Source organism: Pseudomonas sp. SG20056 (assembly GCF_031764535.1).
In the GTDB taxonomy this organism is placed as follows: Bacteria; Pseudomonadota; Gammaproteobacteria; order Pseudomonadales; family Pseudomonadaceae; genus Aquipseudomonas.
Genome location: NZ_CP134499.1, coordinates 2,094,563 through 2,114,918 on the forward strand (window position 1 = coordinate 2,094,563; position 20,356 = coordinate 2,114,918).

The following is a 20,356-nucleotide window of genomic DNA, read 5'->3' on the forward strand; positions in this document are numbered from 1 at the left end:
TGCTCGATTTTTAGCATAAGAATATTTCCATCTTGCGCTTGCGCCCCTGCTGAGGATGACTGCCGTGTCCGACTACAAAGCCTTTAATGTCGTGTTGGCAGATAAGGTCGCCCATGTGGTGATCAATCGCCCGGAAAAAGTCAACGCGATGAATGCGGACTTCTGGCGCGAAATCATCGAGATTTTCCGCTGGGTCGATGACACCGATGAGGTGCGCGCAGTGGTGATCTCCGGCGCGGGTAAACACTTTTCCTCGGGCATCGACCTGATGATGCTGGCCTCGGTTGGCAGTCAGCTGGGCCCGGATGTTGGCCGTAATGCCGAAAAACTGCGGCGCAAGATTCTCGAACTGCAAGCCTCGTTCAATGCTGTAGACAATTGCCGCAAGCCGGTGCTTGCAGCCATTCAAGGCTATTGCCTGGGCGGTGCGATCGATCTGATTTCGGCTTGCGACATGCGTTACTCGACGACCGATGCACAGTTCTCGATCAAGGAAGTCGATATCGGCATGGCCGCCGACGTGGGCACCCTGCAGCGTCTGCCGCGCATTATCGGTGATGGCATGATGCGCGAACTGGCCTTTACCGGTCGTACCATCGATGGTGACGAGGCGCGCAGTATTGGCCTGGTCAATCGCACCTATGCCGATGTTGATGCCTTGCTTGATGGCGTGATGGGCATCGCCCGCGAGATTGCCAGCAAGTCGCCTGTGGCGATTCGCGGCACCAAGGAAATGATTCGCTACATGCGCGACCACCGCGTTGATGATGGCCTGGAATATATCGCCACCTGGAACGCCGCCATGCTGCAATCGGCCGACCTACGTGTGGCCATGACGGCTCATATGAGCAAGCAGAAACCGGAGTTTGCTGACTGATGTTGCCCTTCCATCTGTTCTTATCACCAACGCGGGAGGCGCAATAGCTCATGGTTTCTGGAGCCACGTCGCTTAATCTGGTGCGCGATGAACTGTTCACCACCATGGAAGAGGCAGAGTCGAGCCTCGAACACTTTATCGCCGACCGCCACAACGGCAGCTTGCTGCAACAGGCCGTGGAAAACCTGCATCAGGTACGCGGTACGCTGAACCTGATCGAACTGGCCGGTGCCGAGTTGCTGGCCCAGGAAGTGCTGGATCAGGCCACCGATATTCCTGCCGGCGCCGGTGAAGAGCGCGATGTGCAGCTTTCCGCCCTGAGTAACGCATTGCACGTGCTACGCCGTTATCTGGAAAACGTTGAAGCCCATCGCCAGGAAATGCCGGAACTGCTGCTGCCGGCGATCAACGATCTGCGTCAGGCCGGCGGTCAGCCTGCCTTACCGGAAAGCTTCTTTTTCAGCGTGCGTCTTGATCATGCTCGTCCGCGTACCGCTCCGCCATCGGTCGATGGTGCGGCGCGCGAAAGTGAGGGGCGCCGTCTGCGCCATATGTATCAGGTGGGTTTGCTGGGCTTTATCCGTGAGCAGAATCCACAAGCCAGTCTCAAGCTGATGGGGCGGGCATTGACGCGTCTCGATAGCCTGTTTGCCAACGAGCCACGCGGTCGCCTGTGCTGGGTCGGTGCTGCCGCCGTTGAAGCGCAAGTCGATGGCCAACTGCTAGCGCGCAAATCGCGTAAACAGCTGTTCTCGCGGATTGACCGCGAACTCAAACAGATGCTCGCCAACGGGCAGTACGAAGCGCCGCGTGGTCTGCTCAAGGAATTACTCTATCTGGTGGCCCTGGCGGACAGTCGAGGCCCGCAAGCAGCAGCCCTGAGCGAAGTATTCGGCCTGACGCCGCTACCCTTTACCGATCACCTGCTGGAAGAGGAATACCAGCGCCTGTCAGGCCCGGGGCAGGCGGTCATGCGTTCGCTGAGTTCGGCGATCCGCGAAGAACTCAACAGCGTCAAGGATATGCTCGACCTGATCGAGCGCGGCACCCTGCAAAGTGACAGCCTCAATAGTCTGCATGCCCTCCTTGGTAAGCTGAGTAAGACCTTGGGTATGGTTGGCCTCAGTTCGGCGGGCAACTCCCTAAACGCTCAACTGCAGACTGTCGCCAGCTGGAGCGAGGAGAGCGCGCCGCAAGCGCAGGAGCTACACAAGCTTGCCGATGCGGTTCTGTACGTCGAAGGCATGGTTGCCAGTCTGGATCGCGGCGAGCGCCGTGAAGTAAGACCCACGCAGGCTCAGCCTGGTGAAGAAGCTGACTCCTTTGCCCTGCATCAGCTCAATGAGGCCCGTATTGTGGTGGTCGATGAGGCTCAGGCTGGTCTGGCTCTGGCCAAGCGTGCAATTACCGCGTACCTGGAGTCGGGTGGCGAGCGTATGCACCTGTCCAACGTGCCATTCAGTCTGCAGGCCGTGCGCGGTGGGTTGTGGTTCCTCGGTCAGGAGCGTGCTGCGTTGTTGGTAGGCGCCTGCGCTGATTACATTCAGCAGCATATGTTCGACGCGACGCAGATGCCGTCCGAGCAGATGCTGGAAACCCTTGCCGACGCGCTGAGTAGTCTGGAGTACTATCTCGAGGCCGGCGCGGTGATGCGGCCGGAAACGCAGCCAAGCGTGCTTGATCTCGCCGCAGAAAGCGTGCGGGCCCTGGGCATGCCGCTGGAGGCTTGAGTATGCAACGCTGGCAACCCACTCTGCTCGATAACCAGCAATCCGGTGGCTGGGTGGTCGCGCACTGCAAGCAGCATTTTCTCGCGGACAGCAATGGCGTGCTGTTTCCCCGCGAATGGCTGAAGAAGCAGGATTTGCCGATTATCGCCGAGCATGGCCTCGGCCATTATGATGGTGATGCGGTCTACCTGTTGGAGCTGAGCCAGCCCTTCGACATGCCAGGCTGCGCTTGGCAGAGCCTGCGCCAATTTATGCTGCAAGGCGATGCCGATACCTTCAAGTTGCTCAGCTACGCCACCCAGATTGGCACTTGGGCCAGTCAGCATCGTTTCTGTGGCAGCTGCGGTGGCGCGATGCAACATGTGCCGGGTGAGCGCGCGATGCACTGCGTACGCTGTGAGCTGCAGCATTATCCGCGGCTTTCACCGAGCATGATCGTACTGGTTACTCGCGGTGATGAGATTCTGCTGGCGCGCTCGCCGCGCTTTGTTTCCGGGGTCTACAGCACTCTGGCTGGCTTCGTGGAAGCCGGGGAGTCGGTCGAGCACTGCGTAGCCCGTGAAGTGCGCGAAGAGGTCGGGGTCGAAATCAGCAACCTGCAGTACCTGGGTAGTCAGGGTTGGCCGTTTCCGCATTCGTTGATGCTGGGCTTCCATGCTGAATACGCCGGTGGCGATATCGTCATGCAGGTTGATGAAATCGAAGATGCGCAGTGGTTCAGCGTGCATGACCTGCCGCCACTACCGGCTTCGCGTTCGATTGCTCGTTATCTGATTGACGTCTACGTGGCGCGCCGTCTAGGCCAGCCCGAACCAGTGCTGCCAGGCTAGGCGTGCGGTCAACGCCAGTACCACCAGGATAAATACCGGTCGGATAAACTTCGAGCCGCCCTTGATTGCCGTGCGCGCCCCGAGAAACGCGCCGACCATCAGCGCCAACCCCATGCAGATACCCAGCAGCCAGGCCACTTGTCCGCTGATAACAAACACGGTCAGGGCGCAGATATTACTGACGAAGTTCATGCTGCGGGCCACGCCGCTGGCCTTGACCAAGTCGAGCGGATAGAGCAGCAGGCTGCTTACTGTCCAGAAGGCGCCCGTACCAGGGCCTGCAACCCCATCATAGAAACCCAGGCTGAGGCTTTGTGGCCACTGCCGGCCTTTGGCAATCGGCACCTCGGCAAGCAGAGGCGCATCCGGAGTTTTGCCAAACAGCAGGTACAGGCCGCAGCCAAATACCACGGCGGGTAGCAGCTGGTTCAACCACTCTGACGGCAGCCATTGCGCCATGGCAGCGCCTAGCAGCGCGCCGATGGCCGTGCCAATCAACGCGTTGCGCCATTGGCCGGGGTCAAACAATTTGCGCCGGTAGAAGGTGTAACTGGCAGCAGCCGAGCCAAAGGTCGAACTGAGTTTGTTGGTGCCCAGGGCCAGGTGCGGCGGTAGGCCGGCCGTCAGCAGTGCAGGAATGGTCAGCAAGCCGCCACCGCCGGCAATTGCATCGATAAAGCCGGCAATAAACGCGACCAAGGCGAGAATCGCCAGGGTGGTCAGGTCAACACTGAGCTCAAACGGGAAAGCCATTGAAAAACACGTCCTGTGTCTAATTGTGGTGTTCTCTGGCTGTTCTATAGCCAGGTAGCTGCGCATAATGCCGGCAATTTCAAGCATAAGGAATGCACGGCGATGCAATACGGCGGACTGGCATGGGCAACGGCATTGCTGGGGTTACTGGCGGCGTTTGTTGCGGCGCGCATCCTGTTCAATCGGCACTGGTTTCTCGGTTGGTTGCGTGGCACCTGCGGCCTGGCATTTCTCGCCTTGGCGGCGCTGATTGGTCTGTTGGCCAACGATTTGCGCAGCTACGCAGCAATTCCTGAAGGTAAGCCACTGGCCACGTTGAGCTTCAAGGCCGACGGCCCGCTGTATCGCGTCAGTGTGCTGGAGGGCGGTCGTGAGCGCATGCTGACCATGGAGGGCGACCTCTGGCAGCTGGATGCGCGATTTCTGCAGTGGAAGGGGCTGGCTGAGTTGATTGGTTTGCAGCCAGGTTATCGTCTGGAAAAGCTTTCGGGGCGTTTTCTTTCCATCGAACAGCAGAGTCTGGCGCAGCATGCCCGTGTCGAGCTGGCGCACAGCCCGTATGGCATCGATCTTTGGCGCTGGCTGCGGTTGGGTCAGCATGATCTGTTTATCTTTGATCCACAGGCGCGTCGGGTAACGTACTTGCCGCTGGCCGATGAGGCGGTGTACAGCATAAACCTGACGCCTGCTGGCTTGCTCGCCGAGCCAATGAATCCGGCTGCCAAGCAGGCGCTGAAGGACTGGCAGTAAATTCCAGGCTGCAAAAAAGGGACCCGAGGGTCCCTTTTTTATTGATTGGCTATCTCAGGAGAGGAAGCCGCCATCCACATTCAATGCCACGCCGGTGGTGTAGCTGGATGCATCGCTGGCCAGGTACAGCACGGTGCCAGCCATTTCACTCGGGTCAGCCACACGCTTGAGCGGGATGCGCTGCAAGGCGACTTTGAGGATGGCATCGTTCTTGGTCAGCGCTGAGGCAAACTTGGTGTCGGTCAGGCCAGGCAGCAGGGCGTTGCAGCGAATGCCGAACTGCGCGCATTCCTTGGCGAAGACCTTGGTCATGCTGATGACGGCAGCTTTGGTGACCGAGTAAATACCTTGGAATTCACCCGGCGAAACGCCGTTGATCGAGGCCACGTTGATGATGCTGCCACCACCGTTGGCCTTCATCAGTTTGCCGCCCTCGATGGACATGAAGTAGTAACCGCGAATGTTCACATCAACGGTCTTCTGGAACGCGCCCAGATCGGTGTCGAGCACGTTGCAGAACTGCGGGTTGGTGGCGGCGTTGTTGACCAGGATATCGAGGCGGCCGAACTGCTCTTTGATCTGTGCGAAGACATTGCTGATCTGCTCCATCTCGCCAATGTGGCAGGCAATTGCCGTGGCCTTACCGCCGTCAGCGATGATGGCGTCAGCGACTTTCTGGCAGTCGTCGATCTTGCGGCTCGATACGATGACGTGAGCGCCTTGTTGGGCCAGCAGTTTGGCAATGGCCTCGCCGATGCCACGGCTGGCGCCGGAGACGAAAGCGATCTTGCCGTCGAGGTCGAACAGATGGGTCTTGGACATGGGCTTTTCCTTTCTTATGAGAGGCCTGTTCGGCCGTTTACAGCTGCGATTTATTGATGACCTGCAGACTCATCTGCTCCAGCAGCTTGTTCATGTGAATGAACTGCGCGAAGCGTTTGTCCTGAGTCTGGCCATGGAAGTAGCGGTAGTAGATCTGCTGCACGATGCCAGCCAGGCGGAACAAACCGTAGGTGTAGTAGAAGTCGATGCTCTTGATCTCGATGCCTGAGCGCTCAGCGTAGTAGTCGGCAAACTGCTGGCGAGTCAGCATGCCAGGGGCGTTGCTCGGCTGGCGGCGCATCATCTGAATTGGCGCTGAGTCGCTGGCTTCGATCCAGTAGGCGAGGGTATTGCCCAGGTCCATCAGCGGATCGCCGATGGTGGTCAGTTCCCAGTCCAGCACGCCGATGATCTGGCTTGGATTCTGTGGGTTGAGAATCACGTTATCGAAACGGTAGTCGTTGTGCACGATGCCGGGCTTATGGTGGTCGGCTGGCATCTTGTCGCGCAGCCAGGCTTTGACCGGTTCCCACAGCGGTGCGTCGGGGGTCAGCGCCTTGTCGTAGCGATCACTCCAGCCGCCGATCTGTCGTTGTACATACCCTTCGGGCTTGCCCAGGTCGCCCAGGCCGCAGGCCTGATAGTCGACGTTGTGCAGCTCGACCATCTTGTCGATAAAGCTCTTGCACAGCTCGCGGGTCTGCTCGGCGCTGAAGTTCAGTTCAGCCGGCATGTCTGAACGCAGGATGATGCCGTTGACCCGTTCCATCACATAGAACTCGGCGCCGATCACCGACTCGTCGGTGCAGTGCACATAGGCTTTCGGGCAGTAGGGGAAGCCGGCGTTGAGCTGATTGAGAATGCGGTACTCGCGGCCCATATCGTGAGCTGACTTGGCTTTGTGGCCGAAGGGCGGGCGGCGCAGGACGAATTCCTGGTTGGGGTATTCAAGCAGGTAGGTCAGGTTCGAGGCGCCACCAGGGAACTGGCTGATGCGCGGCTCGCCCGCCAAGCCGGGGATATGCGCCTTGAGGTACTGGTCGATGACCGCGGCGTCGAGCTCTTCGCCTTCGCGGATTCGGGTGGACTGGTCAGTAAGCGCCATGTTTATCCCTTCTGCTTATGATGGGTGCCTAAGATAATTAGCTAATCTAATGCTGCTGCCTGAAGCTCACAAGCAATACCCGCCGTTATAGGTGGGCGTGTTGCTGCTTAATCAAGCTACCTGATTGGCCATTTAAGCCTGGTTTTTAGCCATAAAAAAACCGGAGTCAATGACTCCGGTTTTTTCTGCCGCGCAGTAGCTTTACCGCTTAAACCGGGAACAGTTCGCCCAGTTTCATGGCCAGCATCATGTCGCCTTCGGCGCGCAGTTTGCCGGACATGAATGCTTGCATACCGTCGGTTTCGCCGCTGGTGATGCCTTTCAGGGTCTCGGTATCCATGATCAGGGTCACGTTGGCGTTGGCGTTATCGCCTTTCTCAACGGCACAGGTGCCATCCTTGACGATCAGCGCGTAGTTTTCGCCGTCTTCGATGTTGAATTGGAACACCAGGTCCAGGCCTGCAGCGGCACCGGCGTTGAATTTGGACTGCATGGTATTGACGATGTCTGCAACGCTCATGGTTTCTTCCTTTTTCTCAGGTTTTTTCTAGCGCCCGTGATGGGTGCAGTGGGCCGCAGCTCAGCGATAAGTGATGAGCTCCGGCGCCTTCAACAGCTGCAAATGCACATGGCTGTTGAAGGAAGCCAGGCTCACTTGGCTGCCGCGAAACTTCAGGCAGCTTAGTGAGGTGTTAACAATTTGCCAGTTCAGCTCGAAAGCCTGCGCAGGCGCGATACCGGTAATCAGATGCAGCAGGGCGGTAATAGTGCCGCCCGAGGTGAATACGGCAATGTTCTGTTTGCTGTCGGCCTGCTCCAGCAGGCGGGTGAGACCGCCTTGGACCTGTTCGACGAAGCCTTGCCAGCTTTGCAGATCCGGCGAGTCGTGCTCACCGGAAATCCATCGACCAATCAGCTTGGCGAACAAGCGCTGAAACTCGGCTCGGTTCTGCGCGCCATTGCGCAGGATATGCAGGGCTTCAGGCTCTTCACCAAGCATGCTCGGCAGCAGGCTGCGGATCACTGCATCGGCATCGAACTCATTAAAGGCCGAGTCAATGTCCAGTGGCGGTATGGCAATGCCGGCATTGTGCAATTGCTGTAATGCACTGTTGGCGGTGTGCTGTTGGCGGCGCAGATCACCACTGACACTGCGATCAATCCGTGTGCCGAGTTGTGCAAGGTGCGCGCCCAACACTTCGGCCTGGCGAATTCCAATGGGCGATAGCACATCGTAATCGTCTGCACCGAAGGAGGCTTGGCCATGTCGAATCAGGTAGATGCTGCCCACGTCCGCTCGATTCCGGTACGTTGAAAGTTTCGCGAGGGTATGAGGAAGCTTAGAAGCTGTCAACGTAAAAACATACGCTTGTTTGAATTGCATGAGTGCGCTGAATAGCGGTGACCTGTTTGCTGGTCGCCAACCCATGGCCTCGGTATGCTTGAGCACTATTCAGCGCGGCCGATGAGTGTGCGCTGCCATTGGAGCAAGGGGGAATTCGTGGAGTTTTTTGCAGAGTACATCGGCTTTCTGGCCAAGACAGTGACCCTGGTTGTGGCCATTCTGGTGGTACTGGTAACGATTGCTGCGCTGCGCAGCAAGGGCCGGCAGAGCACTGGCCAGCTGCAGGTGAACAAGCTCAATGACTTCTTCAAGCAGCTGCATCAGCGAATGGAGCACGCGGTGCTCGACAAGGAGCAACTGAAAGCGGCGAGCAAAGCCGAAGCCAAAGCTGCCAAGCAGGAGAAGAAGGCTGGCATCCACAAGCCGCGCGTCTACGTGCTGGACTTCGACGGCGATATCAAAGCCTCGGCCACCGACAGCCTGCGTCACGAAATCACTGCTTTACTGACTATGGCGACGCCGCAGGATGAAGTGGTGCTGCGTTTGGAAAGTGGTGGTGGCATGGTGCACAGCTATGGGCTGGCCTCTTCACAGTTGGCGCGCATTCGTCAGGCGGGCGTACCGCTGACTGTCTGCATCGACAAGGTCGCTGCCAGCGGTGGCTACATGATGGCCTGCATTGGCGAGAAGATAATTTCCGCGCCGTTCGCCATTCTTGGTTCGATTGGTGTGGTAGCCCAGCTGCCTAACGTGCACCGTTTGCTTAAGAAGCATGACATCGATTTTGAAGTGCTTACTGCCGGTGAATACAAGCGCACCCTGACCGTGTTCGGCGAGAACACCGAGAAGGGCCGGGAGAAGTTCCAGGAAGACCTGGAAACCACCCATGAGTTGTTCAAGGGCTTTGTTGCTCGCTACCGGCCGCAGCTGGACATCGACCAGATTGCCACGGGTGAAGTCTGGCTGGGCCTGGCGGCGTTGGAGAAGCAACTGGTCGATGAGCTGAAGACCAGTGACGAATACCTGGCAGAACGCGCCAAGAGCGCCGAGCTGTTTCATTTGCACTATGCCGAGAAGAAAACCCTGCAGGAGCGCGTTGGGCTGGCGGGCAGCGTTGCGCTGGATCGTTTCGTGCTGAACTGGCTGAGTCGTTTGAATCAGCAACGCTTCTGGTAATCGGTCAGTCATACAGAGGAAGAACATGAGCAAGTTCAGTGCATTGCAAGCCCGTGAAGGCGCAGCGGGCGGTTTCGAACAGGTGATTGTGCAGCGTGATATCGATGACTTGCCCGCCGGCGAACTACTGATTCGGGTCAAGTATTCCTCGCTTAACTACAAGGATGCGTTGTCCGCGAGTGGCAACCGTGGCGTGACCAAAAGCTTTCCACACACACCGGGTATAGACGCCGCGGGCGTGGTGGAGGCCTCAAGTGTGACTGAGTTCAGCGTGGGGGATGAGGTGATCGTCACTGGCTATGACCTGGGGATGAACACGTCGGGCGGGTTGGCTCAGTACATTCGCATTCCCGCCGGCTGGGCGCTGAAACGACCTAAAGGATTATCGCTGCGCGAGGCCATGGTGCTCGGCACCGCTGGGCTGACGGCTGCGCTGTGTGTCGACAAGCTGGAGCAAAGCGGGCTGACGCCGGATGCTGGCACCGTACTGGTGACGGGTGCCACAGGTGGTGTTGGCAGTGTCGCGGTGGCTTTGTTAACTACCCTGGGTTACCGCGTGGCAGCATCGACTGGCAAGGCCGAGCAGGCGAATTACCTCAAGGCGCTAGGCGCGCAGCAAATTGTGCTGCGTGCCGAACTGCAGGACGGTACCGACAAATCGATGCTCAAGGAGCAGTGGGCCGGCGCGGTGGACTGTGTGGGTGGGGATATCCTGTTCAACGTGGTCAAGTCGCTGCGTTACGGCGCCAGCGTTGCCTGCTGCGGTCTGACGGCTGGCGTCGGCTTCAAGGGCAGTGTGCTGCCGTTTATCCTGCGCGGGGTGAATCTGCTCGGGGTCGATTCGGTCGAGCTGCCGTTGGTGGTCAAGGCTTCGATGTGGGACAAGCTGTCGCTGCAGTGGAAGGTCAAGCTGGATGCGCTGGTCACCGAGGTGACGCTTGAGCAGCTGCCAGATGCGATTGCGCAGATCCTTGCGGGCAAGCAGGTTGGTCGGGTGTTGGTCAACCTGGCTTGAGTGGGTGCATGGCTACAGAGGCCCGGTATTACCGGGCCTTTGTGTTTCTGGGCTCAGGCCTGACTGACGTACATGGTGATGTCCGCGCGAAACACTGCTTTGTCACCGACAAAGGCTTGTACAGGCACGATCACGTCGCCCAGTTGGCTCCAGTCGATGGCGCTGCCATCGGCCACGGCGCGAACATCGCCATCGGCTTTGGCCAGGTATTCCACGCTCATGCCGCGCGGAATCCAGCGGCAGCCTTCGGGGATGGAGGCGTCGGTCATGGTTCCGGCAACCAGCTCAGCTGCGTTGCACAGGGCTATCGCGTGCACGGTGCCGATATGGTTGAGCACCTCGCGGCGTTTGGGGAAGGTGACTTCGGCGTAACCTGGGCGCAGCTCGACAAATTGCGGGGCGATGCTGGCGAAGTAGGGCGCGACCTGGCCGATCATGGCGCTGAACTGCAGCGGGCCTGCCTGCTGGAACATCTGTAACATCTGGCTCATGGGGTTCTCCTGGTCTGTTTACTGATTGAAGAGACGTGCGCGCCAGGGCAGTATACGAATATTGGAATTTAATTCTAGAAATATATTCTAGTTAGGTTGTCGCCGAGGAAAGCATGGCCCGTCGTTCCCGCAAAGATGAAATCCTCCAGGCCGCGCTGGCCTGTTTCACCGAGGTCGGAGTCGATGGCACCACCATCGAGATGATCCGTGATCGTTCCGAGGCCAGCATCGGCAGCCTGTATCACCACTTCGGCAACAAGGAGCGAATCATTGCTGCGCTCTATCTGGCAGGTACGGCTGAGTACGCGGCGATGTTGGAGGAGGGCTTTGCCACGGCTGACTGCGCCGAGGCCTGCGTCAAGCTGCTGGTCACCAGCTATATCGACTGGGTGGCGGCCAATCCTGACTGGGCGCGGTTCGTCCTGCACAGCCGCAGCCGGGTGGAAGCGGGGGAAATGGGCGAGCAGCTGCGTGAAGCCAATCGCGAGCACTTTCAGCGCATATTTGCCGCACTCTCGCGCTACCGCGAAGAGGGGCTGTTCAAGGCCATGCCGGTGGACTGCTTTGCTTCAGTGATCATCGGACCCACCCACGACTTCTCGCGCAACTGGCTGGCCGGGCGTACGCAGACACAGCTGGCGGATTGTCGCGAGCTGTTGGCTCAGGTGGCCTGGGATAGCGTGAAAGCCTGAAATAAAAAAGCCCCGCAGAGCGGGGCTTTTCAGTGCTGAGCCAATCAGGCGCGGCGACGGAATAGCGGCAGTGGCTGGTCCGTGGAGGCTTGATAGACCTCGCTGAACTCCTCGAAGGCTCTCAGGGCATCCAGCGGGTCTTTGTCCTCACGCAGGGCGAAGGCATCGAAACCCACGCGCAGATAAGAGAACAACTGATCGCGCAGCACATCGCCAATGGCACGCACTTCGCCTTTGTAGCCGTAGCGGTTACGCAGCAGGTAGGCAGTGGAGGTGTGGCGTCCATCAGTAAAGGCCGGGAAGTTCAGCGCGATGACCTGGAAGTTATCCAGCTGATCGGCGATTTCCTCGATTTCCTCACCCGCGTCCAGCCACACGCCCAGGCCGCCATCGCGGGCCTTGAGCGCGGTGCTGTGCTCGACCCACAAGCCCAGCGGCACGATCAGATCGTCGCAGTTGGGAATGCCGTCCAGCGTGGCGTCCTTAGGCAGCAGGTGCCAGCTTTCATCGATCAGCTGGCCGTTCTTAATGATTCGCTGCATATACGCGCTCCTTGAACGGGTCAACGCCGATACGGCGGAAAGTGTCGAGGAAACTCTCTTCTTCGGTGCGGCGCTCGACATAGACCTTGATGATCTTGTCGATCACGTCAGCCATGTCGGCTTCGGCGAAGGAGGGGCCGAGGATCTGTGCCAGGCTTGCGTCACGACCGGCGCTGCCGCCGAGCGACACCTGGTAGAACTCCTGACCTTTCTTGTCCACCCCGAGGATGCCGATATGGCCAACGTGGTGGTGACCGCAGGCGTTCATGCAACCGGAAATGTTCAGGTCGATATTGCCGATGTCGAACAGGTAATCCAGGTCGTCGAAACGGCGCTGGATGGCTTCGGCAATCGGGATCGACTTGGCGTTGGCCAGCGAGCAGAAGTCGCCGCCCGGGCAGCAGATGATATCGGTCAGCAGACCGACGTTCGGCGTGGCGAAACCGTTTTCACGCAGCTCGCCCCACAGGGTGAACAGCTGCGCCTGCTCAACATCCGCGAGGATGATGTTCTGGTTGTGGCTGTTGCGCACTTCGCCAAAGCTGTAGCGGTCGGCCAGGTCGGCAATTGCATCAAACTGCTTGTCGGTGACATCGCCCGGTGCCACACCGGTCGGCTTCAGCGACAGGGTGACGGCAACATAGCCCGGCTTCTTGTGGGCGAAGGTGTTGCGCTGACGCCAGCGGGCAAAGCCAGGGTGTTCGGCATCCAGGGCAGCTAGAGCGGCATCCTGATCTTCGAGGGCTTTGTAAGCCGGGTCAATGAAGTGTGCGGAAACCCGTGCTACTTCAGCTTCGGTCAGGGTGGTCGGGCCATCTTTCAGGTGCGCCCACTCGGCGTTCACGCGCTCAGCGAACACTTCGGGGGTGAGGGCCTTGACCAGAATCTTGATGCGCGCCTTGTACTTGTTATCGCGACGGCCATAGCGGTTGTACACACGCAGAATGGCGTCGAGGTAACTGATCAGGTGCTGCCACGGCAGGAATTCGTTGATAAAGCTGCCAACGATTGGCGTACGGCCCAGGCCGCCACCGACGGACACGCGGAAGCCCAGCTCACCGGCGTCGTTCTGTACCGCTTCCAGGCCGATGTCGTGCACTTCAATCGCGGCACGGTCGCTCACTGCACCGTTTACCGCAATCTTGAACTTGCGCGGCAGGTGGGTGAACTCGGGGTGGAAGGTCGACCACTGACGGATGATCTCGCACCACGGACGTGGGTCGATGAGTTCATCCTTGGCCACACCGGCGAACTGGTCGGTGGTGGTGTTACGGATGCAGTTGCCGCTGGTCTGGATCGCGTGCATCTGTACGGTGGCCAGCTCGGCGAGAATGTCAGGCACATCTTCCAGGTCCGGCCAGTTGAACTGGACGTTCTGACGGGTGCTGATGTGCGCGTAGCCCTTGTCGTAGTCACGGGCAATCTTGGCCATCATGCGCACTTGGGCGGACGACATCAGACCGTACGGCACGGCAACGCGCAGCATGGGCGCAAAGCGCTGGATGTACAGGCCATTCTGCAGGCGCAGCGGGCGGAATTCTTCACCGCTCAGTTCACCTGCAAGGTAACGGCGGGTTTGATCGCGATACTGCTTGACGCGGTCTTCGACGATTTTTTGGTCGTACTGGTCGTATACGTACATGGAGTGTCCTGTTATCAGGCTTTTTACAGCTATCAGCGCGCACGGCCGCGCACTCCCTGCGGAGCCGGAGGAAGATACCAGCTCAGGGTTATGCGCAAAAGTGATGTTTGAGTATATGGAAAGAACTTAAAGGGATAAGACCGCCGTTGAACATAGCCCTACGGCTTGAGTAAGCGAGCATGCTGGTCTTAACTGCAGAGGACGATTCACCCATAAACACAACAAGAGGGGTAGTCCATGAGTGAACACAGTGAACCGGATAATGCGGATAGCGTGGTCGATGCCAAGGCTATTTTCGCCTTGATTGTGATTTTCGTTGTTACTGCCGTGTTCTGGGTCAGTCAGCAATAAGACCTGGCTCGGCTAAAGCACAAAGCGGGCATCCGTTAACGGATGCCCGCTTTTTTATTGTCTACCGAGCAGGTTAGTAGTCAGTGGCAGCTGAGGCTGTCGGCCTGGCGATAGAGCATCAGCAGCTTGCGCGTAATGGACTGCTGAATATCGTCACGCTCGAAGGTCGATAGTCGCGTCAGGCGGCTGACCTGCAGGCGGTGCAGGTGGATATAGGGCATCTGCTGATCGAACTCGCGCAGATCGCCCTTCATCATGATTGGCAGGAAGATATCGCCGGCCTTCTTCTGGTTGCTGATGATTTGTGCCAACGCCGGTTTGAAGGGCATGGTTTTCGGTGCCGGGCCACCTTCCTTGATCATCGTGGTCAGCAGCAAGCCCGGCTTGCGCAGAACCACGCCGGGCAGCACGCACAGCCCGGTTTTACGGACGGCATGCGCCTCGATGCCATGCAGGGTGTCGTGAAACGCATAGGGATTGGGCAGCACCACCATCTTGCGGCCCATATCGCTGGGGAAGTGCAGGTCGTAGTTGGTGTACAGCTGGCGCGTCGACTCCGAATACACGCACAGGCGGTTTTCGAACAGTTTGATAAAACGCTCCGCCAGCTCGCGTCGGGCGATGCTGTCCAGGTCCCAGATCAGGTCCTGGTTCTGCGGTTTGCTCAGGTCGACTTCCTGGTGCTCCATATCGCTCATTGCGTTTTTATACCCTGAACTGTCCAAGCAGCCGGTTGAGCTGCTCGGCCAACTGACCTAGGTGTTGCCCGGCATCACTGGATTGTTGCGCCGCCAGGGCATTGTTATGGGCCAGGCTGGCTGCCTGGGTGACATTCTGGTTGATGTCTTCGACCACGTGCGATTGTTGCAGTGTCGCGCTGGCGATGGAAGCGTTCAGACCAGTGAGATTGCGCAGGCCGCTGGCGATCAGGGTCAGGCTGGCGCCGGCCTGGCTGGCTTGCTCGATGGTCAGCTGCGAGGCTTTGCTGCTGTCGTTGATCACCTTGACCGCGGCTTCCGAGTTGCCTTGCAAGCGCTCAATCATCACTTGGATTTCCGCCGTGGATTTTTGCGTGCGCTGCGCGAGCAGGCGCACCTCATCGGCAACCACGGCAAAGCCACGGCCTTGCTCGCCGGCTCGCGCGGCTTCGATGGCGGCATTGAGCGCCAGCAGGTTGGTCTGTTCGGCAATCGAGCGGATTACCTCCAACACGCTGCCGATCTGCGTGCTTTCCTGGGCCAGGGCTTGAATCACCGTTACGGCCTGGTCGATGGTGCCGGACAATTCGTTGATCTGCCGCAGGCTTGCTTCAATGCTCTGCTGGCCTTGCTGTGCTTGTTCTTCGGCGGCGTGTACTTCGGATGAGGCATGCTCGGCGTTTTTCGCCACATCCTGCACGCCGTAAGTCACTTGATTGATCGCCGTAGCGACCAGCTCCATCTGCTGCGACTGCTGTTCGCTATGCTGCTGGGCCTGGCCGGAAACTTCGCCAAGGTTGCGCGCGGCGGCATCCAGTTGGCCGGCAGAGTCGAGGGACTGCTTGATCACCAGACGCAGTTTGTCGGTGAATGCATTGAAATGACGGGACAGTGCGGACAACTCGTCATTGCCGTGGGTATCGAGGTTGCGTGTCAGATCACCATCGCCGCTGGCGATATTGGCCATGGCGCTGACAGCCTGCTGCAGGGGCTGGGTGATGCTGCGTACGATCAGCACAATCAGCAGGGCCACTAATGCCGCAATCACCAGGCCGATCAGCATGGCTTTTAGCGCCTGGGCCTGGAACTCGGCCTGTACATCGTCGACATAAACGCCCGAGCCGATGATCCAGCCCCAGGGTTGGAACAGTTGTACATAGGACACCTTGGGTACTGGGTCGCTGGCGCCCGGTTTTGGCCAGCGGTAATCGACATGGCCGGCGCCCTGGCTTTTGCTGATGGCGACCATTTCATTGAACAGCGCCTTGCCGTCGGGATCCTTGAAGCCCGAGAGGTTTTGGCCTTCCAGTTTGGGATTGGTCGGGTGCATGACCATCACCGGGGTCTGGTCATTGATCCAGAAATACTCCTGGCCGGCGTAGCGCAGACCGCGAATGGTTTCCATCGCCTGCTTCTGCGCATCCTCGCGGGGCATGCTGCCGGCAGCTTCCAGGGCGTGGTAGTGCTGCAGAATGCCGGCTGCGCTCTGTACCACGTGCTGGGTTTTCTCGGCTTTGGCGGCGTACAGATCGGTGTGGATCTGCTTAAGCAACAACGCGCCCTGAATAATCAGCATGACTATGGCGACCACCAGGATCAGCCATAGACGGCGGTTGATGGGCAGGCTACGCAGGCTGTTCATGGAAGTGTCCTCCCTTGTTGTTTACGCCTCTATGTAGGTCAAGGGCGTTTATTAGCTACGTTAGACCTTAGGCTAATTGGCGGATAAGCAAAGTGTAGGTGAGCGATCTCCTGGGGTTCTCTGTTGTTGGAGTCGGGGGCTGTGCAGCGCGGCATGCGCTAATTGCGCAGGTTCTCTGCTAGGATTTGCGCCATTGCAGGTTAAGTATGTGATTTGATTATTTATTCTGCCCGGCAAGAACCTTTTCTAAACAAATAGGTCAGACGCCCTCGCGAGTTCACCATCATATTTTTTGCTGTTCGTGCCGGATAACGCACGTATTTAGGAGTGGGGATGGATCTTTGGGTCGCGGTTCAGGCATTGATTCTGGGCATTGTGGAAGGCATTACCGAGTTTTTGCCGATTTCCAGCACCGGGCATCAGATCATCGTTGCTGATCTGATCGGTTTTGGCGGCGAGCGGGCGATGGCCTTCAATATCATCATCCAGCTTGGGGCGATTCTCGCGGTGGTCTGGGAGTACCGGCGCAAGATCCTCGACATTGTCATCGGTCTGCCCAAAGAGCCGCAGGCTCAACGTTTTACCGCCAATTTGCTGATCGCCTTTCTGCCGGCCGTGGCGCTGGGCGTGCTGTTCGCCGATCTTATTCATCATTACCTGTTCAACCCGATCACCGTGGCGCTGGCGTTGGTGGTGGGTGGGGTGATCATGCTCTGGGCCGAGCGGCGCACGCACTTGGTACACGCCGAGAGCGTGGATGACATGACCTGGAAGGATGCGCTGAAGATCGGTTTTGCCCAGTGCCTGGCGATGATTCCGGGTACTTCACGCTCCGGTGCGACGATTATCGGCGGCTTGTTGTTCGGGTTGTCGCGCAAGGCGGCCACCGAGTTTTCCTTCTTCCTTGCCATGCCGACCATGGTCGGTGCTGCGGTGTACTCAGGCTACAAGTACCGCGACCTGTTCCAGGCCAGTGATCTGCCGGTGTTTGCCATTGGCTTTGTCACCTCGTTCATCTTCGCCATGATCGCGGTGCGGGCGTTGCTCAGCTTTATCGGTAAGCACAGCTATGCGGCGTTTGCCTGGTACCGCATCGGCTTTGGTCTGCTGATTCTGGCGACCTGGCAACTGCAGTGGATTGACTGGAGCACGGCGCAGCCTTGATTGCTGGCGCTGTATTCGGCGGATAAATAAAGGCGCACTCCAGGGTGCGCCTTTGTCATAGTGGCCTCGGTTAATGGAGGCGCATATGCATCAGCTCGAGCAGCAAGTCCTTCAGGTCAACGGCATTGACCTGAGTCTATACAGCGCCGGCCCCGCGAGCGGTCGGGCGGTCTGGTTACTGCACGGCTTTCCCGAGTGCTGGCACTCCTGGCGTCAGCAGATCGAGCCGTTGACGGCTGCCGGTTATCGCGTGCTGATTCCGGAAATGCGGGGCTATGGCCAGAGCAGCGCGCCGCGTGATCCTGCGGCCTATGACCTGCTGACCATATGCGCCGATATTCAAGCCGCCATGGATCAGCTTGGCCAGCAGCAGGTGTGTGTGGTCGGCCACGACTGGGGCGCACCGATTGCCTGGCACCTGGCCTTGCTTGAGCCTGAACGGGTGCAGGCGGTGGTCGGCATGGCGGTGCCGTTTGGCGGACGCCCCAGGCAGCCGGCCATCGAGATCATGCGTCAGCTGTACGCCGAGCGCTTTCACTACATCCTGCATTTTCAGCAGCCTGGAGTAGCCGATGCGGAAATGGATGCCGATATTCCTCGCACTCTGCGCATGATGATGCACAACACATCGGCGGCCGTGCCAAAGGACCACTTTCTGCAGGAAAAGCCGGCTGGGGCAGGGTTGTTCGATGGCATGCTTGACCCCGGTGAACTGCCTATCTGGTGTGATAACGCCGCATTCGAGCACTACCGGAAAACCTTCGAGGGGCGTGGTTTTTACGGTGCCCTGAACTGGTACCGCAATTTCGAGCGTAACTGGCTGCGCACTGAGGCCCTGGCGGATCGGCAGATCGAACAGCCAGCGCTGTTTCTACTCGGTGATCAGGACCCGGTCGGTACCCTGGAGGCTTATACCCTCAAGCAGATGCCCAAGCGCGTGCCCCAGTTGGAGCAGCATGTGCTGCAGGACTGCGGGCACTGGATTCAGAACGAGCAGGCGGCACAGGTCAATCAGCTGTTGCTGGCCTTTCTTGCTCGGCATTTTCCCAGTTAAACCTAGATCGGCTGATCCCAGCGGCTGAAGGCTTCGCTGATATGTTCGATCCACGCCCGCACGGCCGGCAGCATGCCGCGTCTGTGGGTGTACACCGCTTGTAGATTGGCGGCCGGCAGTGCCCAGTCAGGCAGCAGGCGGATCAGTCGGCCATCAGCCAGTTCATCCAGGCACAAGGGCGCGGGCAGCATGGTAAAACCCAGGCCGCTCATTGCGGCGTGTTTGCGCACGTTGAAGTCCTCAATGGCCAGGCGCGCTTCCAGCACAATTTCCTGTACGCGTCCGCTGTCATGCTGCAACCGCAGGTGAATTCTGCGGTCCGCTTCCAGCGCACCCAGTGCCGGCAGTGCGGATAGGTCGTCAGGTGTGCTGATCTTGGCGTCCAGCAGCAAGGCCGGTGCGGCAACCATAAAGGCCTGTGCCGGACGCAGGCGGCGAGTGATCAGCGTCGGGTCTTCATCCTCGGCGCTGCGCACACGCAAGGCGACGTCAACGCCCTCGTTAAGCAGGTCGATGCGCCGGTTGGTTTGAATCAGTTCCAGTTGCACCTTGGGGTAAGCCGCGAGAAAACTCACCACCAGCTCCGAGAGCAGGGCGATGCCGCCTGGCGCGCTGACTCGCAGGCGGCCACGCGGTTCGCTGGTCAGGCTGGCCACGGTTTCTTCGGCTTGCTCGGCCTCCTGCAACATGGCCTGGCAATGGCGCAGGTAACGCTCGCCGATATCGGTCAACGCCAGCTTGCGCGTGGTGCGTTGCAACAGGCGTGCGCCAAGGCGGTTTTCCAGCTCGGCAATGCGCCGCGACAGGCGTGATTTGGGGATGCCAAGGGTGCGCCCGGCTGCAGCGAAGCCGCCGGCTTCGACAACCTTGGCAAAGTAGAACAGGTCATTGAGGTCGTGCATGGCTTTATCGTCCTATCAGTGGGACGAACTATCGCATTTGTGCTGACTAATCGGCTATTGCTTTCATCGATAGTATCTCCAGCATCTTGATCGCCGTGGGGCGATCTCAATTTGGAGATTGTCATGAAATTACTGCACCTCGATTCCAGCATCCTCGGCGACTCGTCCGCTTCCCGCCAACTCAGCCGTGCCGTAGTCGACGCCTGGCTTGTGGCTGAACCTGACGCGCAGGTGAGCTATCGCGACCTGGCCAGCGATGCGTTGAGCCATCTATCGGCAGCCAGCCTGGTGGCCGGCGGTACTCCAGCCGAACTGCGCAATGCTGCGCAGAAACATGAAGTCGAGCTGGCCGAAAGCACCCTCAATGAGTTTCTTGCGGCCGATGCCATCGTGATTGGTGCGCCGATGTACAACTTCACCGTACCCACTCAGCTCAAGGCCTGGATTGATCGTGTGGCGGTCGCCGGCAAGACCTTCGCCTACGACGAAAACGGTCCCAAGGGCCTGGCGGGCGGCAAGAAGGTGGTGATCGTTTCCACCGCTGGTGGCATTCACGCCGGTCAGCCAAGTGGTCAGGCGCACGAAGAGTATCTGCTGCTGGTACTGCGCTTCCTTGGCATTACCGATATCGAAATCGTCCGCGCCGAAGGCCTGGCCTACGGTGACGAGCCACGCGCCAATGCTTTCGCGGCGGCGCAGGCGAAAGTTGCGGAGCTGTTCGCCACTGCCTGATGGCAGCGCACAAAGTAAAAAGCCCGCTCAATTGAGCGGGCTT

The 20,356-nt window shown here is 58.9% G+C and carries 20 protein-coding genes and 2 pseudogenes; 10 read left to right on the plus strand and 12 right to left on the minus strand.

Features of this window, described 5'->3' with window-relative positions; all coding sequences use genetic code 11:
* Positions 1 to 64 precede the first annotated feature (64 nt).
* From RHP75_RS10060 to nudC, 3 genes are read left to right on the plus strand one after another with little or no spacing between them, the layout of a single operon-like run.
* Positions 65 to 877 (plus strand): crotonase/enoyl-CoA hydratase family protein, encoded by an 813-nt coding sequence (locus RHP75_RS10060; RefSeq protein WP_311091699.1) that lies wholly within the window; start codon positions 65 to 67, stop codon positions 875 to 877.
* Positions 878 to 927: 50 nt separating this feature from the next.
* Positions 928 to 2,607: a ferrous iron transporter B gene (locus RHP75_RS10065; protein WP_311091700.1), complete on the plus strand. Its 1,680-nt coding sequence runs from the start codon at positions 928 to 930 to the stop codon at positions 2,605 to 2,607.
* A gap of 2 nt (positions 2,608 to 2,609) precedes the next feature.
* Positions 2,610 to 3,437, plus strand: a complete 828-nt coding sequence (gene nudC / locus RHP75_RS10070) for an NAD(+) diphosphatase (protein WP_311091701.1) — start codon at positions 2,610 to 2,612, stop codon at positions 3,435 to 3,437.
* Here the strand turns inward: nudC and RHP75_RS10075 are convergent.
* Positions 3,405 to 4,190 carry a TSUP family transporter gene (locus tag RHP75_RS10075; RefSeq protein ID WP_311091702.1) on the minus strand — a complete coding sequence of 262 codons (786 nt, stop codon included), beginning with the start codon at positions 4,188 to 4,190 and terminating at the stop codon, positions 3,405 to 3,407. The genes nudC and RHP75_RS10075 overlap by 33 nt on opposite strands.
* 102 nt (positions 4,191 to 4,292) lie before the next feature.
* Here RHP75_RS10075 and RHP75_RS10080 point away from each other — a divergent pair, with 102 nt between their 5' ends.
* On the plus strand, positions 4,293 to 4,940 hold the full coding sequence (locus tag RHP75_RS10080; RefSeq protein ID WP_311091703.1) for a hypothetical protein: 648 nt from the start codon (positions 4,293 to 4,295) through the stop codon (positions 4,938 to 4,940).
* A 54-nt stretch (positions 4,941 to 4,994) separates the two neighbouring features.
* Here RHP75_RS10080 and RHP75_RS10085 read toward each other — a convergent pair whose 3' ends face one another.
* The 4 genes from RHP75_RS10085 to RHP75_RS10100 form a co-directional block, all read right to left on the minus strand.
* Complete coding sequence (locus tag RHP75_RS10085) at positions 4,995 to 5,762, minus strand: SDR family oxidoreductase (protein WP_257778482.1); 768 nt, start codon at positions 5,760 to 5,762, stop codon at positions 4,995 to 4,997.
* 37 nt (positions 5,763 to 5,799) lie between these two features.
* The gene (locus RHP75_RS10090) at positions 5,800 to 6,867 is read right to left on the minus strand and encodes a phosphotransferase family protein (RefSeq protein ID WP_311091704.1); all 1,068 of its coding nucleotides are present in this window, start codon (positions 6,865 to 6,867) and stop codon (positions 5,800 to 5,802) included.
* 208 nt (positions 6,868 to 7,075) lie between these two features.
* A complete protein-coding gene (locus RHP75_RS10095) occupies positions 7,076 to 7,387 on the minus strand; it encodes an SCP2 sterol-binding domain-containing protein (RefSeq protein WP_090255840.1) in 312 nt (103 codons plus the stop codon).
* Between the two features lie 60 nt (positions 7,388 to 7,447).
* Complete coding sequence (locus tag RHP75_RS10100; protein ID WP_311091706.1) at positions 7,448 to 8,158, minus strand: histidine phosphatase family protein; 711 nt, start codon at positions 8,156 to 8,158, stop codon at positions 7,448 to 7,450.
* Between the two features lie 210 nt (positions 8,159 to 8,368).
* On the opposite strand from RHP75_RS10100, the gene sohB reads away from it, so the two are divergent.
* Both sohB and RHP75_RS10110 read left to right on the plus strand, forming a co-directional pair.
* On the plus strand, positions 8,369 to 9,388 hold the full coding sequence (gene sohB, locus RHP75_RS10105) for a protease SohB (protein ID WP_311091707.1): 1,020 nt from the start codon (positions 8,369 to 8,371) through the stop codon (positions 9,386 to 9,388).
* A 25-nt stretch (positions 9,389 to 9,413) separates the two neighbouring features.
* A complete protein-coding gene (locus RHP75_RS10110) occupies positions 9,414 to 10,403 on the plus strand; it encodes a YhdH/YhfP family quinone oxidoreductase (RefSeq protein ID WP_311091709.1) in 990 nt (329 codons plus the stop codon).
* 53 nt (positions 10,404 to 10,456) lie between these two features.
* Here the strand turns inward: RHP75_RS10110 and RHP75_RS10115 are convergent, their stop codons facing one another.
* Entirely contained in the window at positions 10,457 to 10,894 is a 438-nt protein-coding gene (locus RHP75_RS10115; protein WP_311091710.1) for a hotdog fold domain-containing protein, read from the minus strand.
* A 113-nt stretch (positions 10,895 to 11,007) separates the two neighbouring features.
* Between RHP75_RS10115 and RHP75_RS10120 the strand changes: the two genes are divergently transcribed.
* Positions 11,008 to 11,586: a TetR/AcrR family transcriptional regulator gene (locus RHP75_RS10120; RefSeq protein ID WP_311091711.1), complete on the plus strand. Its 579-nt coding sequence runs from the start codon at positions 11,008 to 11,010 to the stop codon at positions 11,584 to 11,586.
* A gap of 44 nt (positions 11,587 to 11,630) precedes the next feature.
* Here the strand turns inward: RHP75_RS10120 and RHP75_RS10125 are convergent, their stop codons facing one another.
* The 5 genes and pseudogenes from RHP75_RS10125 to RHP75_RS21235 form a co-directional block, all read right to left on the minus strand.
* The gene (locus tag RHP75_RS10125) at positions 11,631 to 12,128 is read right to left on the minus strand and encodes a DUF934 domain-containing protein (RefSeq protein WP_311091712.1); all 498 of its coding nucleotides are present in this window, start codon (positions 12,126 to 12,128) and stop codon (positions 11,631 to 11,633) included.
* A complete protein-coding gene (locus RHP75_RS10130; RefSeq protein WP_311091713.1) occupies positions 12,112 to 13,770 on the minus strand; it encodes a nitrite/sulfite reductase in 1,659 nt (552 codons plus the stop codon). The genes RHP75_RS10125 and RHP75_RS10130 overlap by 17 nt, the downstream gene beginning before the upstream one ends.
* A gap of 431 nt (positions 13,771 to 14,201) precedes the next feature.
* On the minus strand, positions 14,202 to 14,819 hold the full coding sequence (locus tag RHP75_RS10135; protein ID WP_090386664.1) for a hypothetical protein: 618 nt from the start codon (positions 14,817 to 14,819) through the stop codon (positions 14,202 to 14,204).
* A gap of 7 nt (positions 14,820 to 14,826) precedes the next feature.
* Positions 14,827 to 15,597: pseudogene (locus RHP75_RS21230) on the minus strand (methyl-accepting chemotaxis protein); the annotation flags it as partial.
* 135 nt (positions 15,598 to 15,732) lie between these two features.
* Positions 15,733 to 16,461: pseudogene (locus RHP75_RS21235) on the minus strand (cache domain-containing protein); the annotation flags it as partial.
* 333 nt (positions 16,462 to 16,794) lie between these two features.
* Here RHP75_RS21235 and RHP75_RS10145 point away from each other — a divergent pair.
* Positions 16,795 to 17,625, plus strand: a complete 831-nt coding sequence (locus RHP75_RS10145) for an undecaprenyl-diphosphate phosphatase (protein ID WP_311091716.1) — start codon at positions 16,795 to 16,797, stop codon at positions 17,623 to 17,625.
* Between the two features lie 85 nt (positions 17,626 to 17,710).
* Positions 17,711 to 18,679 (plus strand): alpha/beta hydrolase, encoded by a 969-nt coding sequence (locus tag RHP75_RS10150; protein WP_311091717.1) that lies wholly within the window; start codon positions 17,711 to 17,713, stop codon positions 18,677 to 18,679.
* A gap of 2 nt (positions 18,680 to 18,681) precedes the next feature.
* Here RHP75_RS10150 and RHP75_RS10155 read toward each other — a convergent pair whose 3' ends face one another.
* Complete coding sequence (locus RHP75_RS10155; protein WP_311091718.1) at positions 18,682 to 19,581, minus strand: LysR substrate-binding domain-containing protein; 900 nt, start codon at positions 19,579 to 19,581, stop codon at positions 18,682 to 18,684.
* A 123-nt stretch (positions 19,582 to 19,704) separates the two neighbouring features.
* Here RHP75_RS10155 and RHP75_RS10160 point away from each other — a divergent pair, with 123 nt between their 5' ends.
* A complete protein-coding gene (locus RHP75_RS10160) occupies positions 19,705 to 20,313 on the plus strand; it encodes an FMN-dependent NADH-azoreductase (protein WP_311091719.1) in 609 nt (202 codons plus the stop codon).
* Positions 20,314 to 20,356: the final 43 nt, after the last annotated feature.

Bases quoted from the DNA above. Each gene is read 5' to 3' on its own strand.
- RHP75_RS10085 (WP_257778482.1), bottom strand. From the start codon at position 5,762: ATGTCCAAGACCCATCTGTTCGACCTCGACGGCAAGATCGCTTTCGTC.
- RHP75_RS10125 (WP_311091712.1), bottom strand. From the start codon at position 12,128: ATGCAGCGAATCATTAAGAACGGCCAGCTGATCGATGAAAGCTGGCAC.
- RHP75_RS10080 (WP_311091703.1), top strand. From the start codon at position 4,293: ATGCAATACGGCGGACTGGCATGGGCAACGGCATTGCTGGGGTTACTG.
- RHP75_RS10120 (WP_311091711.1), top strand. From the start codon at position 11,008: ATGGCCCGTCGTTCCCGCAAAGATGAAATCCTCCAGGCCGCGCTGGCC.
- RHP75_RS10075 (WP_311091702.1), bottom strand. From the start codon at position 4,190: ATGGCTTTCCCGTTTGAGCTCAGTGTTGACCTGACCACCCTGGCGATT.
- RHP75_RS10095 (WP_090255840.1), bottom strand. From the start codon at position 7,387: ATGAGCGTTGCAGACATCGTCAATACCATGCAGTCCAAATTCAACGCC.
- RHP75_RS10145 (WP_311091716.1), top strand. From the start codon at position 16,795: ATGGATCTTTGGGTCGCGGTTCAGGCATTGATTCTGGGCATTGTGGAA.
- RHP75_RS10155 (WP_311091718.1), bottom strand. From the start codon at position 19,581: ATGCACGACCTCAATGACCTGTTCTACTTTGCCAAGGTTGTCGAAGCC.
- RHP75_RS10090 (WP_311091704.1), bottom strand. From the start codon at position 6,867: ATGGCGCTTACTGACCAGTCCACCCGAATCCGCGAAGGCGAAGAGCTC.
- RHP75_RS10130 (WP_311091713.1), bottom strand. From the start codon at position 13,770: ATGTACGTATACGACCAGTACGACCAAAAAATCGTCGAAGACCGCGTC.
- RHP75_RS10135 (WP_090386664.1), bottom strand. From the start codon at position 14,819: ATGAGCGATATGGAGCACCAGGAAGTCGACCTGAGCAAACCGCAGAAC.
- RHP75_RS10110 (WP_311091709.1), top strand. From the start codon at position 9,414: ATGAGCAAGTTCAGTGCATTGCAAGCCCGTGAAGGCGCAGCGGGCGGT.
- RHP75_RS10150 (WP_311091717.1), top strand. From the start codon at position 17,711: ATGCATCAGCTCGAGCAGCAAGTCCTTCAGGTCAACGGCATTGACCTG.
- RHP75_RS10065 (WP_311091700.1), top strand. From the start codon at position 928: ATGGTTTCTGGAGCCACGTCGCTTAATCTGGTGCGCGATGAACTGTTC.
- RHP75_RS10115 (WP_311091710.1), bottom strand. From the start codon at position 10,894: ATGAGCCAGATGTTACAGATGTTCCAGCAGGCAGGCCCGCTGCAGTTC.
- RHP75_RS10160 (WP_311091719.1), top strand. From the start codon at position 19,705: ATGAAATTACTGCACCTCGATTCCAGCATCCTCGGCGACTCGTCCGCT.
- nudC (WP_311091701.1), top strand. From the start codon at position 2,610: ATGCAACGCTGGCAACCCACTCTGCTCGATAACCAGCAATCCGGTGGC.